Below are 24472 nucleotides of genomic sequence, written 5' to 3'. Positions count from 1 at the left end.
AGTGGCATGTCCTGGACCCGAAGCGAAGTGATCTACCCATGGCCAGTGTGAAGCAACAGTAAGATGTTGTGGAGGCGCGAACCCACTTAGGTTGAAAACTGAGGGGATGAGCTGTGGGTAGGGGTGAAAGGCCAATCAAACTTCGTGATAGCTGGTTCTCCCCGAAATGCATTTAGGTGCAGCGTTGTGTGTTTCTTCCTGGAGGTAGAGCTACTGGTTGGTTGAGCGGGACCACAATCTTAGCAATGTCAGCCAAACTCCGAATGCCAGGTAATGATAGTGCAGCAGTGAGACTGCGGGGGATAAGCTCCGTTGGTCGAAAGGGAAACAGCCCAGATCGCCGGTTAAGGCCCCTAAGGGTGTACTAAGTGGGAAAGGATGTGGGATCGCGAAGACAGCCAGGAGGTTGGCTTAGAAGCAGCCATCCTTGAAAGAGTGCGTAATAGCTCACTGGTCGAGTGGTTCTGCGCCGACAATGTAGCGGGGCTCAAGTACACCGCCGAAACCGCGGCAACATGATCTTTTGGTTGTGTTGGGTAGGGGAGCGTCGTGCACTGCGGTGAAGCGCCCGAGTGATCGTGGTGTGGAGTGTGTGCGAGTGAGAATGCAGGCATGAGTAACGAATGACAAGTGAGAAACTTGTCCGCCGGATGACTAAGGGTTCCTGGGTCAAGCTAATCTTCCCAGGGTGAGTCGGGACCTAAGGCGAGGCCGACAGGCGTAGTCGATGGACAACCAGTTGATATTCTGGTACCCGTGCATACGCGACAAATGGTGAATCAATTACACTAACCACCCACTACTCACTATGTTCCATGCTTTTGTGTGGTTGTGGTGTGTGGTGCGTGGGACCTTGGTTGGTAGTAGCCAAGTGATGGGGTGACACAGGTTGGTAGCCAAGCCACTGATTGGATTGTGGTGTAAGCGTGTGGCCCGTGATATAGGCAAATCCGTATCACATTTAAAGGGTGAGGCGTGATGCGTACCCATTTTGGGGATGTTGGTGATCCTATGCTGTCGAGAAAAGCCTCTAGCGAGTGTGTGTATGGCCCGTACCCATAACCGACACAGGTGGTCAGGTAGAGAATACTAAGGCGATCGGGTGAACTGTGGTTAAGGAACTCGGCAAAATGCCCCCGTAACTTCGGGAGAAGGGGGACCACTGCTGGTGACTAACAGGTTGAGCTGGTGGTGGTCGCAGAGAATAGAGGGAAGCGACTGTTTATTAAAAACACAGGTCCGTGCGAAAACGTGGAAGTTGATGTATACGGACTGACGCCTGCCCGGTGCTGGAAGGTTAAGAGGACCTGTTAGACCTACTTGTTGGGTCGAAGCGGAGAATTTAAGCCCCAGTAAACGGCGGTGGTAACTATAACCATCCTAAGGTAGCGAAATTCCTTGTCGGGTAAGTTCCGACCTGCACGAATGGCGTAACGACTTCCCTGCTGTCTCAACCACAGGCCCGGTGAAATTGCAGTACGAGTAAAGATGCTCGTTACGCGCGGCAGGACGAAAAGACCCCGGGACCTTCACTATAGCTTGGTATTGGTGTTTGGTTCGGTTTGTGTAGGATAGGTGGGAGACGTTGAGGCCATATCGCTAGGTGTGGTGGAGTCGAAAGTTGAAATACCACTCTGATCGGATTGAGCACCTCAACCTTGGCCCATGATCTGGGTTGGGGACAGTGCCTGGTGGGTAGTTTAACTGGGGCGGTTGCCTCCTAAACTGTAACGGAGGCGCCCAAAGGTTCCCTCAGCCTGGTTGGCAATCAGGTGTTGAGTGTAAGTGCACAAGGGAGCTTGACTGTGAGAGCGACAGCTCAAGCAGGTACGAAAGTAGGGACTAGTGATCCGGCACCTACGTGTGGAAGTGGTGTCGCTCAACGGATAAAAGGTACCCCGGGGATAACAGGCTGATCTTCCCCAAGAGTCCATATCGACGGGATGGTTTGGCACCTCGATGTCGGCTCGTCGCATCCTGGGGCTGGAGTAGGTCCCAAGGGTTGGGCTGTTCGCCCATTAAAGCGGCACGCGAGCTGGGTTTAGAACGTCGTGAGACAGTTCGGTCTCTATCCGCCGCGCGCGTAGAAACTTGAAGAAGGCTGTCCCTAGTACGAGAGGACCGGGACGGACGTACCTCTAGTATGCCAGTTGTCACGCCCGTGGCACGGCTGGTTAGCTACGTACGGAAGGGATAACCGCTGAAAGCATCTAAGCGGGAAGCCTGTTCTAAGATGAGGTTTCATTTGAGGTTCCCTGAAGACTACAGGGTTGATAGGCCAGAACTGGAAGCACAGTAATGTGTGCAGGTGACTGGTACTAATACACCGACAAACACACAAAACAAACAAACAAAGCATCAACACAAAGAAGAATTGTTGATACGCCGCGTCCACTATGCAGTATCTGACACAACACCCCACAAACAAACCAATTACAGCAGCACAGCAACAAAATGATGTGTCGGTGGTTATAGCGTCGGGGCCACGCCCGGTCCCATTCCGAACCCGGAAGCTAAGCCCGACAGCGCTGATGGTACTGCACCCGGGAGGGTGTGGGAGAGTAAGTCACCGCCGACCTAAAACTCCAAAAACAAATGATGATGCGGGGCGCCCCAACAGGCACCCCGCATCATCTGCATCTTCACACAATTCACCAGCTCCGCAGAGCCTCAAACCTCCGCGGCACACCGCTGAGTGGATCAACAAACTCCAACACCTTCGCCGTCAAATGCATCGGCCGAGCATAATCCTCCGCCTCCAAAGGCAAAACCGTTGGATACGCCGGATCACCCAAGATGGGCACGCCAGCCTGCAACATATGCAACCGCAACTGATGCGTCTTGCCCGTCTCAGGCTTCAACACGTAGCACCCTAGAGAGCCGTCCACTCCATGCAGTTCCTGCAACGCCCGTTCACGCGAGGGTTCCAAGCGCGAAACGCCGGCAACAACCGTAAACGCATTCGGCTCCCCATCAACAATCAACGCCTGGACTTGCCCAGGGGTTTTGTCCATACGGGAAGCCCAGCGGGTGCCCGCAGTTACCGAAGCATCAAAAGCGGCAATAGCCTCATACGTCTTCTGGGCTTCGCGGCGAGCAAACAACTCCTGGTACGCACCTCGTACGTCCCTGTGCTTGGTGAACACCAACACCCCGGAGGTAAGACGGTCCAGCCGGTGTGCCGGAGCAAGATCATCAATGCCAGTAGCACGGCGCAGTTGGACGGTCGCGGTATTCACGATGTGCATACCCCTAGGCATCGTGGCCATAAAAGGAGGTTTGTCCACAACAAGCAGGTTGGCGTCTTCAAAAATGATTTCGCACTGATAGGGGAGGGGCTTCTCGGGGAAGGGGATGCGGTAGAACCAGAGGTCGTCGTGTTCCTGCAGCACCGTTGTTGGTGTTGCCACCTGGTACTTCGGTCCGATGATGACTTCCTGAGCTGCGAAGCGAGCCTTGAGCCCTGCCTCGTTGTCGCCGTCGGCACGCCTTCTTTGCGTCTTGATGAGGTGCCACGCAAAATCCCAGGCAGTGGCGCCCACGAACTCGGCGGGGACGCGCGCGCGGCTGGGGTTGAGGCCGTCTTTGATTGGCAGAGGGCTGCGCCCGAGGGGAAACTGTACTAGCCTATCTGCCATGGATTTGAATGCACTCCTTCAGCCGGTTGTTGACTTCTTTTCGCAGGGTATTGGCGCAGTGATTGCGCGCATGCTGCAGGCCATTTTCATGGTACTGTACCCCGCAAACGCCCCCGCAGCACACATCTAGGTCAGCGCCCTCGCCCCTGGTGACCTGCTCATTCGGCGCAGCAGATTCCCTCTTGCGGGGGCTTGTCCTCCGTCACACACTGGTCATGACCAGTTGCGTGGCGTTAGGATAAGGGTAGTTCGTACCGCGCAGGCGGTGAGGGGTTTAAAGCCCGCCCCAACGTCGCAATGGGCTGAGAAAGGGCAATGAAGGGTGAGTCATGTCCGTTGAAAATATCGTCGTTGTAGCAGTTGATGGCTCCGACGCCTCCAAGAACGCCGTGCGCTGGGCCGCAAACACCGCAAACAAGCGGGGCATCCCCCTGCGCCTTGCTTCTAGTTACACCATGCCGCAGTTCCTCTACGCGGAGGGAATGGTGCCGCCGCAAGAGTTGTTCGAGGAGCTCCAGGCAGAATCCATGGAGATCATCGAGGCCGCACGCAACATTGCGTTCGAGGTAGCCCCAGACCTCAAGGTGGGCTACACCGTTGCTGAGGGCAGCCCGATCGACATGCTCCTGGAAATGTCTGAAACCGTCACCATGATCGTGATGGGCTCCCGCGGCCTAGGCGGCCTTTCCGGCATGGTGATGGGCTCCGTCTCTGCGGCCATAGTCAGCCACGCGCACTGCCCGGTGGTTGTGGTGCGCGAAGACAACCAGCTCACTGAGGCCAACAAGTACGGCCCGGTGGTGGTAGGTGTAGATGGTTCCGACGTCTCCCAGCGCGCCACGGAATTCGCGTTCCAGGAGGCGCAAGCTCGTGGGGCGAAGCTGGTGGCTGTGCACACTTGGATGGATATGCAGGTGCAGGCTTCCCTCGCCGGGTTGGCTGCAGCACAGCAGGACTGGGAAGAGATCGAACGCGAGCAGACGGAATTGCTCCGCGAACGCATCGAGCCCATGCTCAACAAGTTCCCTGGCGTAGAAGTGGAGATGGTGATCGCCCGCGACCGGCCAATCCGTGCACTCGTGGAGAACGCTACCGACGCCCAACTGCTCGTGGTCGGCTCTCATGGACGAGGCGGGTTCCGCGGCATGCTGCTCGGCTCCACCTCCCGTGCGCTGCTCCAGCAGGCACCATGCCCGCTGGTGGTTGTGCGCCCAAATGAAGGCGCCTAAATGCCGTAGATTGGGTGTAGAATGAGCGCTTAATATGCGTGTAAATGCAAGTGTTACATAATTGTTACAGCCCGCCTTTACCTACTGGTAAGGGCGGGTTTTTAGATAGTGGACAGGTCCACAAGTTGGCATAACTGCAGCGTGGCAGGTGCAGCAACGTTGCGGTTCGCGTAGAGTGGGGGCAGTTGGGAAACTTAACAATAATTTCTTGAGTCAAACTGCGTCCGCTCTGAATCGATTATCGATCGATGATCTCCCTTCGGAGATGATGCGGACCTAAAAGAAACTTACGAATTGTTGATAATTCATTTCAACGTGGAATTGAAAACATATTTTTAAGGAGTTGTTATGCCACCCCTCGGTTTTATCGGTTGGATTATCATTGGCGGCCTGGCAGGCTGGATTGCCTCCAAGATTAAGGGCACCGACGCAGAACAGGGCGTTCTGTTGAACATCATCGTTGGTGTTGTCGGCGGCTTCATCGGCGGCTGGCTGCTCACCCTCGTCGGCTTCGACGTTGCCGGTGGCGGCTGGATCTTCAGCTTTGTTACCTGCTTGATTGGTGCAGTGATCCTGCTGACCATCGTGAATATGGTGCGCGGGCGCAAGTAAGCGCTTCGCAGTACGCACTGCCTCAGCCCTTAAGGGCTGAGGCTTTTTTGCGTGTTGGGGCACCTTATCTACGCAAGAGTGCCCTGGTTGGAAAGCTCCATCAGCCGCCCAAACCGCAACGTACCAATTGAATAGACCGATCTGTTCGTTTATAGTGGAACGCAGTGCCTTATCGGGGCATGCACAGGTCTTCAACACGTCAAAGGCAAGGAGAAGCGTAGGTGGCAACCTCCACAGCGGCATCTGGTGCTAAGAAGAGTGCTTCGCGCCGCCGAAACCGCCCGAGTCCACGTGAACGGCTCCTGCAAAGCGCCACCACGCTGTTTACCACTGAGGGCATCCGTGTGATCGGCATTGACAGGATTCTCCGTGAGGCGGACGTTGCCAAAGCCAGCCTGTACTCCCTGTTCGGTTCCAAGGACAAGCTCGTCATCGCATACCTGGAAGCACTCGATGAGCAAGCGCGCGCAGACTACTACGCGCGTTGTGAGGGAATGAAGGACCCGGAATGGAAGATCCTGGCCTTCTTTGACCAGTGTATTGAGGAGCAGCCCAACGCAGACTTCCGTGGTTCGCACTTCCAAAACGCGGCGAATGAATACCCGCGCCCGGAAACGGAGACGGAGCGGGAAATCGTTGCAGTGGTCCACGAGCACCGCCGCTGGGTGCTGCAAACCCTCACTGACCTGCTGGAAGAAAAGAATGGTTACCCTGGGGTGACCCAGGCGCAGCAGCTCATGATCTTCCTGGACGGCGGCCTGGCTGGCGGGCGCCTCAACCGCAATTTGGATTCGCTACGCACCGCTCGGGACCTCGCATTGCAGTTGTTGTCTGCTCCGCCGGCGGATTACTCCATCTAGGTCTAGCTGGCAGGCTCTCCGCCGCGCGCGTCATCAGCACTCATGCCACGCTTCGCCGCTCGCTTCGCGCGGATCCGCTCCACGCGCTCATTCATGCGCTCTTTGGTGAGCTCTGACTCAATGGCGCTGCGCTGTTTACGAATCTCCTTCTTACGCGCCTTCTCAGCGGCTGCGGCGTCAATACGTTCCTGCTTCAAGTCCTTTAGGGCTTGGCGATGCTCAGCCGCCTTGCTTGGTTGGGTGATGCTGCGAATCCGGTGGCTGCGCAGGGAGCGCTTGTACGCGCGGAGTTCGCTGCGCCGCTGCTGGCGCTGGGCGCGTCGGGAAGCTTGGAAATTTTTGTGCTCCTGGTCAAAGGGGTAGCGCAGGGTGATGATGGTATATACCAGCGCGGTTTGGAGGAAGGTCCAGGTGTTGTTGGCGAACCAGTAAAGGATGATGGCCACGGGGATCGGGCCGGTGATGCCAATCATAAGGAGCATGAGGGGGGCGATCACCACGAAGGCCACGAGGATGTTGTTCATTTTGACGTTGAACTCGATGTCGTGGTCCGTGGTGTAGCGGTTGCGGATCACGGAGATCAGCATGTTGATCATGGTGAACGCACAGGCAGCGAGCAACCACGGGGTGATAAAGTTCTGCACGGCCTCTTGAGTGGTGCCCAGGCGGTTGAGGGCTTCGTCGGACATGGCGATGTACGCCGGCAGGGGGACGTCGTTGATCCGGACCTCTAGGAAGGAACGCACGTTGTCCGAGGTCAGTAAGCCAATTGGGGCGTGCTCCGCTGTGTCCAGACCCTCGGTGGGGCGCGCCATCCGCAGCAACACTTGGTAAAGACCCAGGAACACCGGCACCTGAATGAGGGCTGGCACACATCCAGCCAAAGCATTGTAGTTATACTCTTTTGCTAATTCCTTGGTGAGCTGGCGCTGCTTTTCAATGGACTCGCGGTCTGTTTTCTCGCCGTATTCCTCACGGATTCGGTACTGGTGCGGGCGCATGAGCACCCCGAGGCGCGCGGACTTGGATTGCATCCAGAAGAATGGGGCGATCAAGCTGCGCACTGTCACCACGAGCGCGAAGATGGACGCGATCCACGCGGTGTCCTCGGCCAACCCAAAAGTGCTGGTGAATAGCCAATGCCACAGGCGCATGATGCCTGATACCGGGTAGATGAACCATTCCAACATGGGCGTGAACGCTCTCCTTGCTCTGCCGCTCACCGTGGGTGGTGGGGGCTTGTGGTGTTGCTTCTCGGGCATTGTTTGGCGCTGCCGACGCCGCCACGCGCCGCACCACACAACGTTGCCCGGCGCTCGCAGGGCCACAGGCACGGCTTGAACGGCTTAATACTACCCACAGCTTGCAGGGGCTACCGCTTTGTGAGCACAAAAGGCTAGACTGCAAGGCGCATGCTTTCAAGAAACTGTGAGGACAAGCGCTTTTCACTATGAGTACTTCAACCATCAGCGCGCCTGGGGGACACACGCAGAACCCACAGCCACGCCGTTCCAAGGTATCCATCTCCCAGGTCATCGGCGAGTTGTTGCTCACCGTGGGTGTGGTGCTGTTCCTGTTCGCGTTCTATGAGTCCTATTGGACCAACATTGCTTCCGGCAAGGCCAACGCGGCTGCGGACGCCCAGATGGAGGAGCAGTGGCAGAACCAGCGGGTGAACCCGCGCGGGCAGATTACCCCGGCGCTCGGTGATGCGTTTGCGCGCCTCTACATCCCCACCTTTGGCTCTGATTTCCAGTTCGCCGTAGTGGAGGGCACCTCTGATGAGGATTTGAACCGCGGCCCAGGGCGCTACGTGGATACGCAGATGCCGGGTGAGGCTGGCAACTTTGCCATCGCCGGGCACCGCGTGGGCAAGGGCGCACCGTTCAATGACCTTGGCAACCTGCAGACCTGTGACGCCATCGTGATTGAAACCCAGACCGCGTGGGAGGTGTACCGGGTGCTGCCGATCGACGCCCAAGGTGAAGCTCGCCGCGCCGAGGCCCTGGACTGCTTCACCCCGGAGCAGACCGAGCGCATGATCAGCGGCGAATACGCCGGCGTGAACGGCCGCTACATCACCACTCCTGGTGATATCAACACCATCAGCGCGGTTCCCGGCACGGACATCATCACCGCGGACCCAGGCATGGAAAAGATGATCACGCTGACCACCTGCCACCCGCAGTTCTCAAACGCGGAGCGCATGATCGTCCACGGTATGCTCACCGATTCCATCCCCAAGGTTGGCGACGGCTCCCGCCCAGCCGTACTTCAGGAGGCATAAACAACATGTACGGACTTTTCTGGCGCAGCCTGCCTGGGCCTTTCATCGTGAAGTTGCTCATCACCCTGGCGGTGCTCGTTGGCGTGTTCTTCCTGCTCATGGAAGTGGTTTTCCCGTGGGTGTCCACCATGATGCCCTACAACGACGTAGCAGTATAGGCAGCCCCCGCCCCGCTAAGGCAGTTACAGCCCCAGGCGGTTGATGGTCTCCAGCGCGATGCTTTCCGCCTTGACGGACTGATTCTGGTTGCTGAACACCACCACGGCGATGTTGCCCTTCTGTACGGCATATTTGGAGCCGAACTCGTTGCCGATGCGCCCGCCCATCCAACCATCGGGATCATCCGCTGGCGGGTTTACCGGCTCAGTCTCTGCAATCGGGGCGGCCCAGTTCACCACGCGAATCGCCGACTCCTGATCAGGCATATGACGCACAATCACCGTTGCCTGCGGCTCCTCGGGATAGGACCAGAACACGCAGGCTGGGGTGTCAAAGCGGGTGTCAATGCCCACGCCGGTCATGCGCTGGCCGTTGGTATCCGCCACCCATTGCGTATCCAGGTAGGGGCACTCTTCCCAGGACTCGCGCCCACCGGGGACCTCCGGGAGGGCGTCAATAGGCAGGCCCTGGTCAAGCACTGCGGCTTCAGCGGCCGACGCCACCGCCTCTGTTGTCTGCGCACTCGTTTCCGTTCCACTCGGTTGATTTCCGCAAGCGCTAAGCGCCAGGGCGGCGGTGGTGAGCACGGGAAGCAGTAAGGTACGAGTCATGGAATTCAGCCTAGAGTCTGAAATGGAAAACACCAACGCGGCTGCAGAAAGCAAGCGTGGGTGGTTCCGCCTCCCAGAGCTCAACAGGGAAGAAAGCAATATCTACTCCACCGCGCCGGGGGCAAACAAGCTGGCGATGGCGGTGAACACGTTGACGTCGGTACTGCTCGTGGTGGCGCTGGTGCAGACGGGGCAGCAGAACCAGGCATTCATCGCGGTGGGACTTACCGCCGCTTTTGCAATGGTGTACGGCACCGGCATGCTGCGCCAAGAAGCTACCGATCCTTGGCTGCGCCTCTTGTGGATTGCGCTGCTCACCGCGGTGTGGGTGCTCATGCTGCCGGTGATCCCCGTGGCGGTGTACCTGGTGCTGCCCATGTATTTCATGGTGCTGCGTGTGATACCGGACATTCGCGGCGTGGTGGCCATCGTGGCGCTGACGTTCATGGCGGTGATGAGCCGCTGGCCGGAGATCACCTTTGGTGCGGTGGTGGGGCCTGTGGTGAGTGCGCTCGTGGTGATCGGCATGCATCTGGCGTTCGTGGCTTCCTGGCGCGGCGCGAGAGAGCGTGAAGCGTTGATTGAGGAATTGATGAGCACCCGTAACCAGTTGGCCGCAACCGAACGTGCGGCGGGTGTGGCGGAAGAACGCCAACGCATTGCCCATGAAATTCATGACACGCTCGCCCAGGGCCTTTCCAGTATCCAAATGCTGCTGCGGGTGGCTGAGCAGGACATCCTCAATTCCTCCATGTCCGAAGAGGAGCGCCTGCTTCCTTTGAAACGCATGGAATTGGCACGCCAGACCGCGGCGGACAACTTGGGTGAAGCCCGAGCCATGATCGCGGCGCTGCAGCCGGCGGCGCTTTCCAAAACGTCCCTTGAGGGGGCGCTGCACCGCGCAGCGAACCAGGTGGTGGGCCCGGAAGTGTGCATCCTTGTGGAGGGTGAGGAGCGGCAGTTGCCGATGCGCACGGAGGCGTCGTTGCTGCGCATCGCGCAAGGGGCGCTGGGTAACGTGGCAAAACACGCCCACGCCACCCGCTGCCAGGTGACGCTGACGTATGAAGAAGATGAGGTCCGCCTGGACGTGGTGGATGACGGCCAGGGCTTTGACCCCACCGCTGTATCCAGCGAGCATGCAGGGCTTGGCCACATTGGGTTGGCGGCGATGCGGCAGCGAGCCCGCGAGCAAGGCGGTGTGTTGGAGGTGGAAAGCGCGCCGGGGGAGGGTACGGCGGTTTCGCTGGCACTGCCCATCAATCAAAAGGGGTAGACTTTAGCCCGTTATGTGGAACTGACCCCCAACTTTAGGGTGGGGAGGATGGAGCGAAGCGATGATTCGGGTGCTGCTTGCCGACGACCACGAGATCGTGCGCCTCGGGCTGCGCGCGGTGCTGGAAAGCACCAAAGACATTGAGGTTGTGGGAGAAGTAGCTACCGCTGAAGATGCCATCGCTGCAGCTCAGGCGGGTGGGATCGATGTGATCCTGATGGATCTTCGCTTCGGAGCAGGCGTTGAGGGCACCAAGCTGCGCACCGGCGCGGACGCCACCGCGGAGATCAAGCGCACCATTGCGCAACCCCCGCATGTGCTGGTGGTGACCAACTACGACACCGACGCAGACATCCTCGGCGCCATCGAGGCGGGCGCGCTTGGCTACCTGCTCAAAGACGCACCCCCGGAGGAGTTGTTGGCTGCGGTGCGCTCCGCCGCTGAAGGCGATTCCACCCTTTCCCCCACGGTGGCCACGCGCCTCATGACTCGCGTGCGCACCCCCAGAACCTCGCTCACCCCAAGGGAGTTGGAGGTACTGAAGTTGGTGGCGGCTGGAAGTTCCAACAAGGAAATTGGGCACATCCTGCTGCTTTCCGAGGCCACCGTGAAAAGCCACCTTGTGCATATCTACGACAAAATGGGTGTGCGGTCGCGCACCTCGGCGGTGGCGGCGGCCCGCGAGCAGGGTGTGCTGTAGGCTTTCGGCTTTTCTGCCTTATGTGTTAGGCGCCGGCCTGGAGATACTCATCAATGATGTGCTGCGGGATCTTGCCGCGGGTGGAAACCTCGTAGCCCATACCCTTAGCCCAAACGCGAACCGCCTTTGGGTCGTACTTCGGCGAAAAGGCTGGGCGGCGCCCGGTGCTGAGCTTGCGTGCTGAGGAAAGGTAGGGCTCTAGCACCTCAAGGAACTTCTCGGCGTTCTTTGCGGAAAGATCCATTACGTATTCCACGCCATTGACGGTGAAGTTCACAATGTGCACTTCTTCCTCGGTCAAAGGGGTGTTATCCAGATCATCAAAATACTGGGTGATTTCGCGGCGTGCCATCAGTGGTCCTTTCTCGGTTTTCTGGGGCAAATAAATGCTGTTCAACGATTGAAAAAGATGAATTTAGGCCGCACGCTAATTGATTATCAGCGTACGGCCTAAATAGTAGTCCTTGGAAAGCGCTTTCACCAAGCAATCAATAAAAGTGTTCCAAAATTACTCACGCGCTAGTATCAGCAGGTCCCTGCAAAAGTGGATTTAGATTTGCTTTTGGCGCTTTTGCTGGATTTGCTTTGCAAGCTGATCCAAATCGGCGCTGATTGCCCGAAGTGCGCGGGTACGCAATTCCGGAGTCATGTATTCAGCGTTGTTTGCGGAATCCTCCAGCTCCTCAAGGCGGTCTTTCGCGTCCTCTTTGAAGCCCTGGGGCAGGTTGGTGACCTTCAAGGAGGAACGCATTGCCTCAATGCGGGCCTTTTGTTCTGCGCCGTGGCCGGCAAATCGGCCGAGGTCCGCGCGGGAAACACCAAGCGCGTTTGCGCGGCGCCCGTTGAGGTATTCGCGGATCGCCATGAGGCCGCGGAAGGCCAGTGGCAATGCCAGCGGGGCAATTGCGCGGGCGGCACCGGAGTAACGCATTACGGTGTCTTTGTTAAATTTGCCTGCGCGCATTTGTTGGGTGAGCTCTTTGGCCATCTTTTCATCGTGCTTGCGCTTGCGCTTCAGGCCCTTGGCTTCTTCCTTTGCCACGCGTTTCTCTGCCTTAGTGAGCAGTTTTGCGCGGCGCAATTCCAACTTGTGCGCCTCTTTCACCTCTTGGCGGGCTTGGGCCTCAGCGGCCTTAATCTTTGCCTTTGCATCGATGCGGGCGTTGCGGATTGCCTTGAAAATACCCATCTGTTCCTCATCCAGTTCCGGTTGTACGAACCAATTCCCCTAAAGCCTACTAGTCAGTGACAACATTTACCGCCCGCCATACACAATCCGTCTGTCACACAAACCTTGGAAACTGGGGTTGCAGTCCCCCTAGGCGTTAGGCTTGGAACGCAGGCCCGCGCACGAGCGTGGAGCCCAACTTCAACAATCCTCGCACAGCAAAAGACTTTTGGAGCAGCAGCCCATTTCAGCAGCAAGCATTGACCCCTTCACGCCGGCAGTCATCCAGCCGGCGGACCTGGTGGGGTGCCAATACCGGCGGGTGCAGCAGAGCCGTTTCCCTGACACCCCGCCCACCGAGCAGTCTGCGCTGCGCAAATTACGCTTGGCCGCCGCCCGCGAGGAGGTGTTAGCAACCCTGCCAACCGCCCCCGCCAAGGGTGATAGCAGGAATTTCTTGCGCATTGACTTGGCGAGCAGCGACACCGAGGATGAGCGGGAGTTCGCCACCCTTGAAGCCCTGGCGGCGCGGGCGAACATTGTGACATCTGCGGTGCTGCGCGCGTCGGTAGGCGATTCAGGCAGCGTGCTGGTGGCGCTCGACGCCTTGATCCGCAGGGCTGACGGCACCTATATGCCGCTGCTGGTGAGCAATCACCGGGTGGCGCGGCCGGCAACGGATACGCGCAGGCAGGTGCGGGTGGTGGATACGTCGCGGCTGGGGCTCGGCGCAGGTTATACGGTGGGGGCGCGGCTGAAGCACCACTCGATTGATTCCTTTACGCTTGCCGCGGCGGCGCGGGCGCTGGAGGAGCTGGGGCTCGGGTCGCGGCGTGGGGCCCTAATCGGGCAGAACCGCGCGCAGGCCTACATTCTGAACACTGACCTGCTGCAACCCGGCCTCGACGCAGCACTGCGCATCCCTGCCGCCACCCAAGCGCGCCGCATCAAAGAATGCGTAGGCTGCCGGTTCTGGCAGCACTGCCAGCAGGAACTCCAGGCCCGTGACGACCTCAGCCTCTTCCTCCCCGGCGACCGCGGCCAAGCGTTCCGGGAGCAGGGCATTGAGACGGTGCAGGGGCTTATCGACGCACGCCTGGGCCCGCCATCGCTTTTGGCCGCCGCGTGGCGCGCCGGAATCCCCGTGTTGAAAATAGCCGATGAGGTGCAGTTTCCCCGATTTGATGTGGAAATTGACGTTGACGTGGAGGCCTATCTCGACCAGGGCGCCTACCTCTGGGGCACGTTCGACGGCCGCAGCTACCGCCCCTTTGTCACTTGGGGTGGGCTCGGCCAAGCCGAGGAGGCGCGCAATTTTGCCAACTTTTGGGCCTGGTTGGTGCAGCAACGCCGCGCTGCCGCACAGGCGGGCAAATCGCTGGGCGTGTTCTGCTATTCCGCGCACGGCGAAAACCACTGGCTGAAGTTCTCCGCCCGGCGCTTCCACGGCAAATACCCCGACGTGCCCAGCGTGGAGGAAGTCACCGAGTTCATCAGCTCCCCGCATTGGATCGACGTCTTTGCTTCAGTAAAGGCGCAGCTCGTGGGCCCGGAAGGCATCGGGTTGAAAGTGGTGGCGCCGCAAGCCGGCTACCACTGGGCGCAAGACAACGTGGACGGCGAGGCCTCCGTGGCGCTCTACCTTGAAGCCATCGGGCAGGTGGAGGGCGCCGATCCGCAAGCCGCACGGGACACCTTGCTTAGCTACAACGGCGACGACTGCCAAGCCACCGCCGCCGTGCGGAAATGGCTGGCCGCGGGCGCGCCGGGTGCGCCGAAGCTCAATTAGGCGCTAGGCAGGCCTAAGCGTTCCTTGCTACTCAGGCACGACTTGCAGCGTCATCCCCTGCTGGCGGTGCCCGGCGATGGTGCACCAGCCTTCGATTGCCGCGTTGATCGCCCCGGCGGAGAAGGTGATGGTTTCACCGGGCAGTAGGCGCCCGGATTGCGCACCGTTGTCCAGGCGGAGGTCGTGGGGTTGATCGTCGTTGTTGACCAGCGTGATGGATAGCTCATTGCCCGCTGGCACTGTGATGACGTCAGGCGCAAAGTGCATCCCCGTCATCTCTACCGTCACTTCAGTCACTGGCCCGCCGCTGGATCCCGACGCCGGCAAAGGAGCAACGGGAGCGGCAAGCCCACCGAAGCACGCCACCACCAGCGCCAGTGTGGCCACACCCAGGCTCACCTGGTTGTAGCGCGGGGAATCCGGCAGGGCAATCGGTTCGCGTTTCTTGCGAATCACCCCGAGCTGCGCGCGCACCGCCTGCGGCACCAGCAGCAGGAACACCGCCAATGAAGCGAACACCAGCAGGGAAAGCGCCACCCGCAACCAGGACTGCTCCGCCAGCAACCACAGCGCCAATCCCACGTTGAGCAGCGTTGCCCGCAGCAAACCGGCCCGCCCCATCATGGCCAAACCGGTGCGCGTAGCCGCGGGACCCCCGCCGATGTTCGAAGGCAGCAGGAAACTCAGCACGCTGATCAGCAGTTGCGCAGCGAACCCCACGAGCAGCGGCAAAGTGGGCAACGCAATGTCTACCACCCGCTGCGCCTGTAGCGCACTCACAGCGCAGGCCCCCAGACCGTACAGCAGCCACAGGGGAGCGAGTCCGACGCCCACAGCGCTGTAGGACATGCGGTCGCGTGGGTCGCGCAGCACCGTGCGCACGCAGTGCAGCCAGGAACGCCCTGCCACGAGCCACCCCGCCGCGTACAGGATGAGGCCTGCGGCTGCCGCCTTGGGGACGTCGGCAAGCGCTGCTCCCGTTGCAACAGTAACGCCGAGTGTCATGAGCCCCAGCGCAGGACGGATGTGTTCCGGACCGGCTTGGGTGCGCCAGAGGGTGGGGAAGAGCACCATGAGGGAGGCGAAGGCCGTAAGCCCCACAAATCCCAGCAGGTTCACCACTAGGTGCGCGAGCAGAAGTTTTTCTTTGTCCCAGGCCTCGGCGGCCATCATTGCCCCGAACACCGCGCCTATTGGCAGGCACGCTGCGGCGATAATGTAGGTGCTTACCAGGTGCCGGTAGCGTTGGCCACGCGAGCTGGCCCGAAACTGCCAGCCCAGGTAGCAGGCGTGGAAAAGCAGCGATCCGCCGACGACCGTGGCACCAACAGCAGTCACTGGCCACAGGTTGGCAAGCTTGCCGACGAGCGTAATTGCGATACCCGCATTCAGAATCCAAATGCGCCGCACCTGCCACGCACGGCTCTCCTCCGGCAAGCGGGTATGCAGGAAGTTCTCCGTGAAATGCTGCGACCACAACTGGATTGAGTTCGTGACCGCACCCAAGGTGAACAGGTGAATGAGCAGCCAGCGGTACTGCGGAATTGCCCAGTGGAACAGACCAACCACCACAATGAGCGCCAACCAGATCTGCACCGGCCGGCCAGCTTTGCGATGCCACGCGTTTGCACGCAGGCGCTTGCTGGAATGGGAGGTCTGGCTCGGGCCGTCTGTGCCGTCGGGGCCGTTGGGGCCGTGTTCCGTCGGGGTATGGAGGGCCGGTGACACAGTGGGGTGGGGCAGGGGACTGGTGCTCATGCAACGCAATCTACCCACGCGGGCGCACAAGCTAAAGCCAGTGGCGTCGGTCGTGAGAAATGCCACCGAAGACGGGCATCATTCGCCGTGGCGCCTTGCGCCCAAGACCCAAAACCCAAGACCCAAGACCCAAGAAAGGCAAAACCCCGCCGAAGCGGGGTGATGCTAGCGCTGACGTGCGCCTTTTAGGATTCTTACTTGGTTGCAGCCTCGTAGCGCTTTGCAACCTCGTCCCAGTTGAAGACGTTCCAGACTGCCTCAACGTAGTCAGCCTTCACGTTCTTGTACTGCAGGTAGAAAGCGTGCTCCCACATGTCGAGCAGCAGGAGTGGCTCGAGGTCGATGGAGAGGTTGCCCTGCTGGTCGGTCATCTGCTCGATGACCAGGCGCTCGCCTACCTTGTCGTAACCGAGCACTGCCCAGCCGGAACCCTGCAGGCCCAGGGCTGCTGCGTTGAAGTGAGCCTTGAAAGCATCGAAGGAACCGAACTCAGCGTTAATTGCCTCAGCAAGAGCGCCGGTTGGCTCGCCGCCACCGTTAGGGGAGAGGTTCTTCCAGAACAGGGAGTGGTTGGTGTGGCCACCCAGGTTGAACGCCAGGTCCTTGGACAGGGCGGTAACTACAGCGGCGATGGAGCCATCCTTGCGGGCGGCCTCAAGCTTCTCCAGTGCGGTGTTTGCACCGTTGACGTAGTTCTGGTGGTGCTTGGAGTGGTGCAGCTCCATAATCTCGGCGCTGATGTGGGGCTCGAGAGCGTCGTATGCGTAGTCAAGCTCTGGCAGGGTGTACTTCTGTGCCATGATGATCAATCCTTCCGGATGTTCGTTGTGCTAATTTTCGCTGTCCCGAGTAGTGTGGCCACCCCAGCGAGTGTGCTGCGGCCGCCACATTGGGGGCATGTCAACCATGATAGGTCAATGCTGGAATTTCGCAACAAAAATATTGGGGAAGGCTTTTGACGCCCAGCGGAGGCGCCACCGGAAGGCAACATGGAATACTGCAGGAAGGTGCAGCGCTGTAGGAAAAGCCTGAAACGCCTCGCCGCACAATTTGCCGCAGAATATAAGGAGCATCATGGGTTTTCTTTTCCCGCCAATTCAGCCCCACCTGGTAGACCCTGAGCAGGCCCTGAAAGGTGGGAGCATGCCGGTGCTCGCTGAGCCGAAGCCACACACGGTGCTGGGCACCCCCATTACGGGGCCTTGGAAGCAAGGCCAAGAGGTGGTGTATGTGGGGCTAGGCTGCTATTGGGGTGCAGAAAAGATGTTTTGGGAAACCCCCGGCGTGGAGTCCACCTCAGTTGGTTTTGCCGGAGGTGTGACGCCGAACCCCACCTACCGGGAAGTGTGCACGGGGCGCACCAACCACACGGAGATCGTGGAGGTTGTGTATGACCCCACCCAAATCAGCTTCGATGAAATCGTGGTGAAAGCCCTTGAGGCGCATGATCCCACGCAGGGTTTCCGCCAAGGCAATGACGTCGGTACGCAATACCGCTCCGCGATCTACACCGCCACCGAGGCCCAAGCCCAGCGCGCCCAGGAGATCGTGCAGGCCTACGAGCCGGCCCTGCGCGCGGCGGGTTACAGCGGCATCACCACCGAGGTCCTCCCGCTGGCACAGACCCCGGCCGGCGCCTACTACCGCGCGGAGGACGAACATCAGCAGTACCTGGACAAAAATCCGCTGGGGTACTGCCCGCATCATTCCACGGGTGTTGCCTGCGAGCTCTAAAAGAGTTCATCAAGGGTACCGACGCCCACAACGCCCGCAGGTGCTTGCGGCGCGCCGGGGCGCTGCAGGTACACCGCCTGCCAGCCAGCTTGGAGCGGCGCGAGGACGTCATTTTCCAGGTTGTCGCCCACCATGGTGATGTTGCTGGTGCCAAGGAGCTGGGCCACCTTGGTGTAGGCCTGCGGCTGGGGTTTCGGGTGGCCCAGCTCCACCGCTGCGAATACTTTGAGCCAGGGGTGGGCAATGCCTGCGTGCTTCATTTTCCTGAATTGCATCTCAAAGCCACCGTTTGTGAAAATGCCCACCGTAGCTCCCGTGCGGCGGGCGCGCTCTAGTGCGCTGGGGGCGTCGGGAAACGCAGTTGTTGCAGCCAAGTAGTGCGGATAGAAGCGCTGCAGCAGCTCCAGGGCTTCTTCTTCCGGGAGGTCGGGGGCGTTGAGATACTCCCGGACGCGGCCGATGCGCTGGCCCAGATAGGTGGCCTCGCCGCGCTCGAAGCGCTTGTACCAGGCGATTTCGATGGAACGCCAGCGTTCAGGGTCTGGAGTGCCCGGGGCGCCGATCTCCTGATGCCAGGCGATTGCCCCAGCGTGGGCAGCGTGGGCGGAGTCAATAAGGGTGTCATCCAGGTCAAAAAGGATGGCTGCGGGGCTGGGAGCTGACATGAAGTACAGCCTAGCGGCGCGGCTTGTGTATAGCAGTCCTGCGGTGTAGGTTAAATGCCTCGTTAAGGAAAATCTCAGTTTGTAAGGAACTGCTTGTGAAGTCTCAGTCCCAGGCGCACAACCGCCTGCGCCGCCGTATCTTTTCCACCGTGGCCTGTACCGCGCTCGTCACCGTTGCGCTGCCCGTCCATTCATTCGCCCAAGACGCAACTGAAACGCTGAGCACCACCGCCGGCCCAGAAAACGTTGCCCCAACCACGGCGATCCCAACGGATCATTTGGCCGCGCAGCATGAGCGAGTTCAACGCGTGCCCGAGCGCAACGGCTTGGACTACCCCACCAGCACTGCGACCACTACCGACGCCAACGGAGTGGAGAGTACCGTCACCAGCACGCTGCGCCCGACGGTTCCCGAAGGCACCACTGTGGTTGCTCCGATGCCGCAGGATGCCGAGCCCACCTCAAAGGATACGGATACGGTGGGCCGCAATGCCGACGCTGTTGCGCTGCGCGGAGATGACGAACCCGATCCTTCCGACACCCCTGCTGAACCCGGCGAGTTCGGTGCTAAAGACAACGAGTTTAACCGTGGCACCTCCGGTAAGGCCATTGGCTCCGACAAGTGGGGCTATGTGGGTGACCTGCAGCAAAGCACGGTTCCCGATGGCCGGCCGTACATGTACTACGGCCTGGGTATCAATGATGCGACTGGGAAAATCTACGCCACCTCCAACGCAAAATGCCGCACCATTTTTGGGTTCGACATTTGCCTTGGCGGCACCCCTGCAGTGTTCGGCTATGACGCAGTAGATCCCACGGCGGGCCAGTACGAAAGCAATGGCTTCTTCAATGCTACCGAAGACGCCGCGAGCGACGGCGTTGGTGCGCCGGTTGGCGAGGGCGACGTGTTTGAAAGCCCCACCGGCATGACCTTCCAAACCCCGCGCGGCGTGTACGTGGATTCCACCTCCGGCAACGTGTGGATTGTGGATTCCAGCCGCAACGGCTACACCCAATTTGATGCCGATGGCAACGTGATCCAAACCTACAAGCCCACCGGCGCTGGCGCACTTACTGAGCCCTATGGCATTGATGCATACGGCGATGAACTGTTTGTGACCTCCTACAACCAGAAGATCAATGTGTATGACAAGGCAACGGGCGAGTTCAAGCGTTCCATTCCTACCGCGCAGGCGCCCTGGGGCATGTCCATTGACCAAAAAACCGGCAACATCTACGTTGCAATGCACCAATACCAGCGTTCAATCCGCGTGTTTGACCAGCAGGGAAACCGCTTGCAGGACATCGTGATCCCTACGGATTTCACACGCAACCCAGACGGCACCATCACCGCTACCGCCGCACCAATGGGTGATGACGCCGCATGGCGCGAGCGCGGCCACGCCTTTGGCGTGACCTTTGACGAGGAGCGCAACCTCATCATCGCGTGGGACCAAAACGGCCAGTCCCGTGACGCATTCAAGGGCGTTACCGACGCAGACGCTGTGGATTACACCGATGACGGCGGCCGAATCTGGTTCTTCAATGCAACCACCGGCGTGCCGGAAGATGTACTCCAGCTCGACGAAGACAACCTGGGTAACCTGTGGAACGGCAGTATTGGTAAGCAGTCCCCACGCGGCGTGGTGATGGACTCTCGCGGTTTGGTGTACGCCACCACGCAGCAGTGGGACGGCACAGACCGCGACCCGCGCGTGATCTCCCGCGTGCAGATTTACGGCAAAACCCCAAACCCAGTGACCGACGCTAAGGCGACCATGTTCAACCGAGTGAACACCACCCAAGCCACTGATGCGAACGGTTCGCTCATCTTTGATGAGCGGGGCAACCCTGTGATGGAAGACCAAGTGGAGTCCATCGCACAGATTCGCTGGGTAGACCCAACGCCTGGGCCTCATCAGACGGATCTCAAGGACGTTGTGGTGGAGATTTCCTACGATGACGGCGAAACGTGGACTCAGTACAGCCAGGCGGCTGCGGCGGGTGCGAAGGAGATTTATGTTGCCGTGCCTGATGCTATGCGCAACAAGACCTACTACTTCCGCCTCACTCCTTTCAATGAGGCCGGCTCCGGTGATCCAGTGATTGTGGCTGCTGGTCTTGGAGAGACCAACATGCGCATCAACAAGGCCGCCCAGTTGGTGGATCGCAACGGCAATGGCAAGGCCGATGCTGGTGAAATCATCAACTACACCATCACCGTGAACACCGATGACGTGCTGGAAAACATTCAGGTCACCGACCCGATGTTCGATAAGGGCAGCTTGCAATGCAACAACAAACAGGTGCTCAACATTCTGGACCGCTCTGAAACACTCACTTGCACGGCGTCCCACACCGTCACCGCGCAGGACGTGAAGGAAGCTCTGGCGGCGGATTCACTCATCCACAACACCGCCACTGCCACAGCAGATGATGCTGTGCCAACCGCCACTGGTGAAACCGATTCCACGGGCAATCCAATCGGGAAAAAGTTGCAGCTCGCTGTAGCTGACTCCGCCGAGGTGCCAGTAGCCGAAGAAGTAGAGATCCCAATCATTCCGCTGCCCATCCCAGTGCCAAATCCGTTTACCCCTGATCAGCCGGTTTCTCCGGACGCTCCGCAGCCATCCGCGCCAGCCGCTCAGGCTCCTCAGGCTCAGGCCGCAGCGCCGGTGCGCAAGATGCTTGCGCAAACCGGTGTTGCCGGCATGATGGGTATTAGCGCTGCCGCTTTCGCATTGATTGCAGCCGGCGTGCTGGTGTTGCGCCGGGAAAGCGGGCGCCACAACGGCTAGTAGCGCCTACGCGAAACATCAACCCCCGAGGAGCAGTTCAGAGCGTGCTTCTTGGGGGTTGATTATTTTGAAGTGCGGGTGGGGCTGAGGCGGTGGCATCGGTAGACGAAGACTGTGGGGAAATCTGTGAAAAATCCCTCAAAACGGGCATGAAACCAATTAATCGGGCATAGTTGGGGGTGAATCATTTTCTGCGGAGAGAGGGTCGCTTCATGAAGAAGATCGTTGGAAACAAGGTTGTGCTGATCGGCGCCGGCGATGTTGGTGTTGCTTACGCCTTTGCTTTGGTGAATCAGGGCACCGTGGATCACCTGGCGATTATTGACATCGACGAGAAGAAGCTCGAGGGTAACGTCAAGGATTTGAACCATGGTGTGGTGTGGGCGCAGTCGCGCACCCGCGTCACCAAGGGCACCTACGCTGATTGCGAAGACGCAGCAATGGTGGTGATCTGCGCTGGCGCTGCGCAGAAGCCTGGTGAAACCCGCCTGCAGTTGGTGGATAAGAACATGCACATCATGAAGTCCATCGTGGACCAGGTGATGGCCAACAACTTTGACGGCATCTTCCTCATCGCTTCCAACCCAGTAGACGTACTCACCTACGCAGTGTGGAAGTACTCCGGTTTGGATTGGCACCGCGTCATCGGTTCCGGCACCGTGCTGGACTCCGCACGCTTCCGCTACATGCTGGGCGAGCGCTACGACGTTGCCCCAAGCTCCATCCACGCCTACATCATCGGCGAGCACGGCGATACCGAACTCCCAGTGCTGTCCTCTGCCACCGTGGCCGGTGTGTCCATGCGGAAGCAGCTTGAGAAGAATCCGGGGCTGGAGGCTGAGCTGGAGAAGGTGTTCGAGGAAACCCGCGACGCCGCCTACAACATCATCGAGGCTAAGGGTTCCACCTCCTACGGCATCGGCATGGGCTTGGCCCGCATCACCCGCGCTGTGATTCACAACCAGGAGGTGGCGCTGCCTGTTTCCGCGCTCCTGCAGGGCGAATACGGCCAGGAAGATATCTACATTGGCACCCCAGCGATCATCAACCGCCGCGGCATCAACCGCGTTGTGGAGCTGGAGCTGACCGACCACGAGATGGAGCGCTTCACGCACTCCGCCAACACCCTGCGCGCCGTGCAGGAGGAGTTCTTCCCAGCGAAGTAAGCCTGAACTGGCCTACCTCACCAGGGCTATTGAGCCCACACCACCCCAGCCGCGCTGTGAACCTCTGCCTGCTGGGGTGTTGTTCTTTGCTCACCCGGAGGCGGGTGCAGGCAAGTATCCGCGGGAAGCGGTTTTCTTGCGGTCGGTTTACAATAGGCAGCGGTTTGTCAGCCAAGTGTCAGAGGGATTGAAACCATGCACATCATTGCGCACCGAGGATTTCGGGGCCACTACCCAGAGATGTCCGAAATCGCGTTCCGGAGTGCCCTTGAAATGCCCATCCACGGTGTGGAGTGCGATGTTCGCCTATCCGCAGACGGCCAGGTGGTGTGCAACCACGACGCCACAATGCTGCGCACCGCAGGCGACCCGATGCGCGTTTCCAGGGCAACCGTTTCCCAGCTCAAGCGCCTCAACATCGGCACACAAGACGAGGTGCAGCGGGTGCTCACCCTTGATGAGTTGCTGGACATCATGGAGGACTACCCGGACAAGCACCTCTACATTGAAACCAAGCACCCAGTGGTCACCGGTCCCATCCTTGAGGAGCAGGTGGCGCTACGCCTGCGCTACCGGGGCCTGTTGGAAGATCCGCGGATTCACATCATCTCGTTTTCTCATGCCGCTATCCGCCGCATGGCGGCATTGGCGCCGCATCTTGACCGCATCTACCTGCGTCGGGAATGGGAGCTGCGCTACAACCCGCGTGACTTCGGCTTCTCCACCCCCACCGCCAAGGGGCTGTCCGTGATGCGTGGTCGCCTTACGCCGTCGCTGATTACCAGCGGCAAGAAGGGCGCGTACATGTGGACGGTGAATAAGGAAGAAGACATGCTCTGGGCCAAGGAACAGGGCGTTTCCATGATGGCCACGGACTTCCCAGACATTGCGCTGAAGCTCTTTGGCTGATGTTGAACCGCCACCCCGGCCACTTGGATTGCCCGGCTGGGGTAGCCGCCGGGGAAACGGGTAAATTGGTGGAATGGCTAAAAAGAACCGCAAGAAGGACAACCTGCCTGAGGGCATGAGCCGCCGCCAGGCAAAGCTCGCTGCTCGTGCGCAGGAACGCGCTGCATTTGAGAAGGACCCGCGCCCATACGCCGAGTACCCTTTTGAAACCACCCTGGTGGCGGTGCAGGAATTCGTGCCTTCCGCTACCGTGAAGGTTTCCGTTGTGGACTCCCCGCGCGATGTTTACCTATGCACCGTGCTGCCAGGCGGCGCCGCTGCGCTGGTGCGTGAACACGGTGAAGGCACCAGTGATGATGCGTTTGTGGCGCTGCAGACCCGCAACCGTTCCAACAATCCGGGCCGTGACCTGGCGTTTGCGCTGAACTGGGCGCGCAACGCCAAGCCGGGCCAGACGTTGGAAACGGGTATTGCCGACGGCACGCAGCCGCCGCTCACCGAAATCCTCGACCCGAAGGGTGAGTTCGAGGTTGTGGAGCACCACGACTTCGCGTGGTGGTTCCCAGCCGGGGCAAGCAGTAACCCGCAGGTTGCGCAGATTCTGCAGATGGCCAACGACTCCCTGGTGCCCTCCGAGCGCGTGGAGGCCAACGTACCCGGCACCACCTGGTGGGTCAACCCCGGTGGCAAGGCGCACATCCGTTGGGTGCGCAGCGAGGCCGAGGAGGTGCTGCTGCCCGCACTCGCAAGGATCGCGGCGCGCGGGGAACTCAAGCTTGGTGAGGAAACCAAGTTCGCCGGTGTATTCCGCACCAACGACCTCATGGTTCCCGTATGGGACCTTGAGCCGGAGCGCGAGCCCGCAAGCTACAAAGAAGACCTGGAGGCGCTGGACGCCAAGATCGCCGCTGAGCTGGAAAACACCGCCGATCTGAACGCGGAGGAGCGCAAGCAGCTCGAAAACATCAAGTCCAGGCAGGTCACAATCCGCTAGGACTCGCTATCGCTTGCAGAGAACACGCGCTTGTATAGAACTCGCGCAGCGCAGCAGTGAGCCGTAATCGCACCTGGTGGGGGAGGACCCTCCATCACCGGCGCGATTACGGCTTTTGC

Annotated in this window: 22 protein-coding genes and 2 rRNA genes; 16 read left to right on the top strand and 8 right to left on the bottom strand. The window is 59.7% G+C overall.

Annotation, left to right across the window (positions count from 1 at the left end; all coding sequences use genetic code 11):
* Positions 1-2343 (top strand): 23S ribosomal RNA (locus NQ018_RS04665); the annotation flags it as partial.
* A gap of 118 nt (positions 2344-2461) precedes the next feature.
* Positions 2462-2578 (top strand): 5S ribosomal RNA (gene rrf / locus NQ018_RS04660).
* A 73-nt stretch (positions 2579-2651) separates the two neighbouring features.
* Here rrf and NQ018_RS04655 read toward each other — a convergent pair.
* Entirely contained in the window at positions 2652-3638 is a 987-nt protein-coding gene (locus tag NQ018_RS04655) for a pseudouridine synthase (protein ID WP_257058924.1), read from the bottom strand.
* Between NQ018_RS04655 and NQ018_RS04650 the strand changes: the two genes are divergently transcribed.
* The 4 genes from NQ018_RS04650 (at position 3637) to NQ018_RS04635 (ending at position 6339) form a co-directional block, all read left to right on the top strand.
* Positions 3637-3768, top strand: coding sequence for a hypothetical protein (locus tag NQ018_RS04650; protein WP_257058921.1), 132 nt, complete (start codon positions 3637-3639; stop codon positions 3766-3768). The two genes, NQ018_RS04655 and NQ018_RS04650, sit on opposite strands and share 2 nt — an antisense overlap.
* A gap of 199 nt (positions 3769-3967) precedes the next feature.
* Positions 3968-4867, top strand: a complete 900-nt coding sequence (locus tag NQ018_RS04645; protein ID WP_257058920.1) for a universal stress protein — start codon at positions 3968-3970, stop codon at positions 4865-4867.
* A 348-nt stretch (positions 4868-5215) separates the two neighbouring features.
* Positions 5216-5479 carry a GlsB/YeaQ/YmgE family stress response membrane protein gene (locus NQ018_RS04640; RefSeq protein ID WP_257058911.1) on the top strand — a complete coding sequence of 88 codons (264 nt, stop codon included), beginning with the start codon at positions 5216-5218 and terminating at the stop codon, positions 5477-5479.
* 221 nt (positions 5480-5700) lie between these two features.
* A complete protein-coding gene (locus NQ018_RS04635) occupies positions 5701-6339 on the top strand; it encodes a TetR/AcrR family transcriptional regulator (protein ID WP_257039036.1) in 639 nt (212 codons plus the stop codon).
* Between the two features lie 2 nt (positions 6340-6341).
* Here NQ018_RS04635 and yidC read toward each other — a convergent pair whose 3' ends face one another.
* On the bottom strand, positions 6342-7529 hold the full coding sequence (yidC, locus tag NQ018_RS04630) for a membrane protein insertase YidC (RefSeq protein ID WP_257058909.1): 1188 nt from the start codon (positions 7527-7529) through the stop codon (positions 6342-6344).
* 260 nt (positions 7530-7789) lie between these two features.
* On the opposite strand from yidC, the gene NQ018_RS04625 reads away from it, so the two are divergent.
* Both NQ018_RS04625 and NQ018_RS04620 read left to right on the top strand, forming a co-directional pair.
* Positions 7790-8626, top strand: coding sequence for a class E sortase (locus NQ018_RS04625; RefSeq protein ID WP_257058906.1), 837 nt, complete (start codon positions 7790-7792; stop codon positions 8624-8626).
* A gap of 5 nt (positions 8627-8631) precedes the next feature.
* Entirely contained in the window at positions 8632-8784 is a 153-nt protein-coding gene (locus tag NQ018_RS04620; protein WP_257039039.1) for a hypothetical protein, read from the top strand.
* Between the two features lie 24 nt (positions 8785-8808).
* Here NQ018_RS04620 and NQ018_RS04615 read toward each other — a convergent pair whose 3' ends face one another.
* Positions 8809-9396 (bottom strand): DUF2020 domain-containing protein, encoded by a 588-nt coding sequence (locus NQ018_RS04615; RefSeq protein ID WP_257058904.1) that lies wholly within the window; start codon positions 9394-9396, stop codon positions 8809-8811.
* Positions 9397-9418: 22 nt separating this feature from the next.
* On the opposite strand from NQ018_RS04615, the gene NQ018_RS04610 reads away from it, so the two are divergent.
* Positions 9419-10672 carry a sensor histidine kinase gene (locus NQ018_RS04610; protein ID WP_444861399.1) on the top strand — a complete coding sequence of 418 codons (1254 nt, stop codon included), beginning with the start codon at positions 9419-9421 and terminating at the stop codon, positions 10670-10672.
* Between the two features lie 61 nt (positions 10673-10733).
* On the top strand, positions 10734-11372 hold the full coding sequence (locus NQ018_RS04605) for a LuxR C-terminal-related transcriptional regulator (RefSeq protein ID WP_257058902.1): 639 nt from the start codon (positions 10734-10736) through the stop codon (positions 11370-11372).
* 25 nt (positions 11373-11397) lie between these two features.
* Here NQ018_RS04605 and NQ018_RS04600 read toward each other — a convergent pair whose 3' ends face one another.
* Positions 11398-11724 (bottom strand): histone-like nucleoid-structuring protein Lsr2, encoded by a 327-nt coding sequence (locus tag NQ018_RS04600; protein ID WP_257058900.1) that lies wholly within the window; start codon positions 11722-11724, stop codon positions 11398-11400.
* A gap of 198 nt (positions 11725-11922) precedes the next feature.
* Positions 11923-12561 (bottom strand): DUF6474 family protein, encoded by a 639-nt coding sequence (locus tag NQ018_RS04595; RefSeq protein ID WP_257058898.1) that lies wholly within the window; start codon positions 12559-12561, stop codon positions 11923-11925.
* A gap of 208 nt (positions 12562-12769) precedes the next feature.
* Here NQ018_RS04595 and NQ018_RS04590 point away from each other — a divergent pair, with 208 nt between their 5' ends.
* Positions 12770-14329, top strand: coding sequence for a TM0106 family RecB-like putative nuclease (locus tag NQ018_RS04590; RefSeq protein ID WP_257058896.1), 1560 nt, complete (start codon positions 12770-12772; stop codon positions 14327-14329).
* A 27-nt stretch (positions 14330-14356) separates the two neighbouring features.
* On the opposite strand, the gene NQ018_RS04585 is transcribed toward NQ018_RS04590, so the two are convergent.
* Together NQ018_RS04585 and NQ018_RS04580 are read right to left on the bottom strand one after the other, a co-directional pair.
* On the bottom strand, positions 14357-16087 hold the full coding sequence (locus NQ018_RS04585; protein WP_257058894.1) for a cupredoxin domain-containing protein: 1731 nt from the start codon (positions 16085-16087) through the stop codon (positions 14357-14359).
* 194 nt (positions 16088-16281) lie between these two features.
* Complete coding sequence (locus NQ018_RS04580) at positions 16282-16887, bottom strand: superoxide dismutase (RefSeq protein ID WP_257039048.1); 606 nt, start codon at positions 16885-16887, stop codon at positions 16282-16284.
* A 274-nt stretch (positions 16888-17161) separates the two neighbouring features.
* Between NQ018_RS04580 and msrA the strand changes: the two genes are divergently transcribed.
* The gene (msrA, locus tag NQ018_RS04575) at positions 17162-17821 is read left to right on the top strand and encodes a peptide-methionine (S)-S-oxide reductase MsrA (protein ID WP_257058891.1); all 660 of its coding nucleotides are present in this window, start codon (positions 17162-17164) and stop codon (positions 17819-17821) included.
* Here msrA and NQ018_RS04570 read toward each other — a convergent pair.
* Positions 17818-18486 (bottom strand): HAD family hydrolase, encoded by a 669-nt coding sequence (locus tag NQ018_RS04570; RefSeq protein ID WP_257058885.1) that lies wholly within the window; start codon positions 18484-18486, stop codon positions 17818-17820. The two genes, msrA and NQ018_RS04570, sit on opposite strands and share 4 nt — an antisense overlap.
* Before the next feature lie 95 nt (positions 18487-18581).
* On the opposite strand from NQ018_RS04570, the gene NQ018_RS04565 reads away from it, so the two are divergent.
* From NQ018_RS04565 to NQ018_RS04550, 4 genes are all read left to right on the top strand, one after another.
* Positions 18582-21284 carry a CLIPPER-2 domain-containing protein gene (locus NQ018_RS04565; protein WP_257058883.1) on the top strand — a complete coding sequence of 901 codons (2703 nt, stop codon included), beginning with the start codon at positions 18582-18584 and terminating at the stop codon, positions 21282-21284.
* A 212-nt stretch (positions 21285-21496) separates the two neighbouring features.
* On the top strand, positions 21497-22450 hold the full coding sequence (locus NQ018_RS04560) for an L-lactate dehydrogenase (protein ID WP_257039055.1): 954 nt from the start codon (positions 21497-21499) through the stop codon (positions 22448-22450).
* A gap of 195 nt (positions 22451-22645) precedes the next feature.
* Complete coding sequence (locus NQ018_RS04555) at positions 22646-23359, top strand: glycerophosphodiester phosphodiesterase family protein (protein ID WP_257039057.1); 714 nt, start codon at positions 22646-22648, stop codon at positions 23357-23359.
* A 73-nt stretch (positions 23360-23432) separates the two neighbouring features.
* Positions 23433-24353, top strand: a complete 921-nt coding sequence (locus NQ018_RS04550) for a DUF5926 family protein (RefSeq protein WP_257058880.1) — start codon at positions 23433-23435, stop codon at positions 24351-24353.
* Positions 24354-24472 lie beyond the last annotated feature (119 nt).

It is taken from the genome of Corynebacterium kozikiae (genome assembly GCF_024580965.1).
Classification (GTDB): domain Bacteria; phylum Actinomycetota; class Actinomycetes; order Mycobacteriales; family Mycobacteriaceae; genus Corynebacterium; species Corynebacterium kozikiae.
The sequence above is the reverse complement of the archived record's forward strand: the minus strand, read 5'-3'. Positions and strand labels throughout refer to the sequence as shown.